The 1,471-nt window shown below is 68.1% G+C and carries 1 protein-coding gene; it reads left to right on the top strand.

Annotation, left to right across the window (positions count from 1 at the left end):
- The first annotated feature begins 246 nt into the window (after positions 1 to 246).
- Positions 247 to 1,368, top strand: a complete 1,122-nt coding sequence (serC, locus tag ACFWPX_RS34855) for a phosphoserine transaminase (protein ID WP_378932732.1) — start codon at positions 247 to 249, stop codon at positions 1,366 to 1,368.
- Positions 1,369 to 1,471 lie beyond the last annotated feature (103 nt).

Raw genomic sequence — 1,471 nt, 5'->3', positions numbered from 1 at the left:
CTCGTACGTCTGCTCTCCTCCTCCCCCCACCCCCCCCCCCGCCCCTCGGGGCCGCGGACACGCGCGCGCCAGCGCGCCGATAAACACAGCGTCAAACCTGCCTGGGACTACCAACCCCCGGACATCACTCCTCTCCCACCACCAAACAACAGATCCCTCAACCTCCACCCGCGACGCCGCGTGTCCCGCCTCACAGCGCCACCCCACCCCAACAACCGTGATCCGCCCACCACTAAACTCCCCCCCATGACCAGTGCGTTCCCGACAATTCCCGCTGACCTCAAGCCCGCCGACGGACGGTTCGGCTGCGGCCCGTCCAAGGTCCGCCCGGAGCAGCTGCAGTCCCTGGTGACTGTCGGCGCCTCGGTGTTCGGTACCTCGCATCGACAGAAGCCGGTCAAGGACGTGGTCGCGCGCGTGCGCAACGGCCTGCGCGAGCTGTTCTCCCTGCCCGACGGCTACGAGGTCGTGCTCGGCAACGGTGGCACCACCGCGTTCTGGGATGCCGCCGCCTTCGGCCTGATCCGCGAGCGTTCGCTGCACCTGACCAACGGCGAGTTCTCCTCGAAGTTCGCCTCGGTCGCCAAGGGCAACCCGTTCATCGGTGACCCGATCGTCGTCTCCTCGGAGCCGGGCAGCGCGCCCGAGCCCGTCTCGGACCCCTCGGTCGACCTCATCGGCTGGGCCCACAACGAGACCTCCACCGGTGTGTCCATCCCGGTGTCGCGTCCGGTCGGCTCGGAGAACGCCCTGATCGCCATCGACGCCACCTCCGGCGCCGGCGGTCTGCCGGTGAACATCGCCGACTCCGACGTCTACTACTTCGCCCCGCAGAAGTGCTTCGCCGCCGACGGTGGCCTGTGGATCGCGATCATGAGCCCGGCCGCACTGGCCCGCGTCGCCGAGATCAAGGAGTCGGGTCGCTGGACCCCGGAGTTCCTGTCGCTGCCGATCGCGGTCGACAACTCCTCCAAGGACCAGACCTACAACACCCCGGCGCTGGCCACCCTGCTGCTGTTCGCCGATCAGATCGAGTGGATGAACGCCAACGGCGGCCTCGACTGGACCGTGAAGCGCACCCTGGACTCGTCCTCGCGCCTGTACTCGTGGGCCGAGTCGAGCTCGTTCGCCACCCCGTACGTGACGAACCCGGCGCACCGCTCGCAGGTCGTCGGCACCATCGACTTCGACGACGCGGTCGACGCGGCCCAGGTCGCCAAGATCCTGCGCGCCAACGGCATCGTCGACACCGAGCCCTACCGCAAGCTGGGCCGTAACCAGCTGCGTGTCGGCATGTTCCCGGCGATCGACCCGGAAGATGTTTCGCAGCTGACCCGTTCGATCGACTGGGTCGTCGGTCAGCTCTGAGATAAGACCGACATCGGGCCGGGGGGGGGGGGGGGGCGTCGGAGAGGGGGCTCGGACCGCCGCGCCCGATTGGTGTGAGGACCCAAGAAAACACAAAAAAACT

This window comes from Nocardia sp. NPDC058518 (assembly GCF_042719655.1).
Lineage (GTDB): Bacteria > Actinomycetota > Actinomycetes > Mycobacteriales > Mycobacteriaceae > Nocardia.
This window is presented reverse-complemented; position numbering and strand designations above follow the sequence as displayed.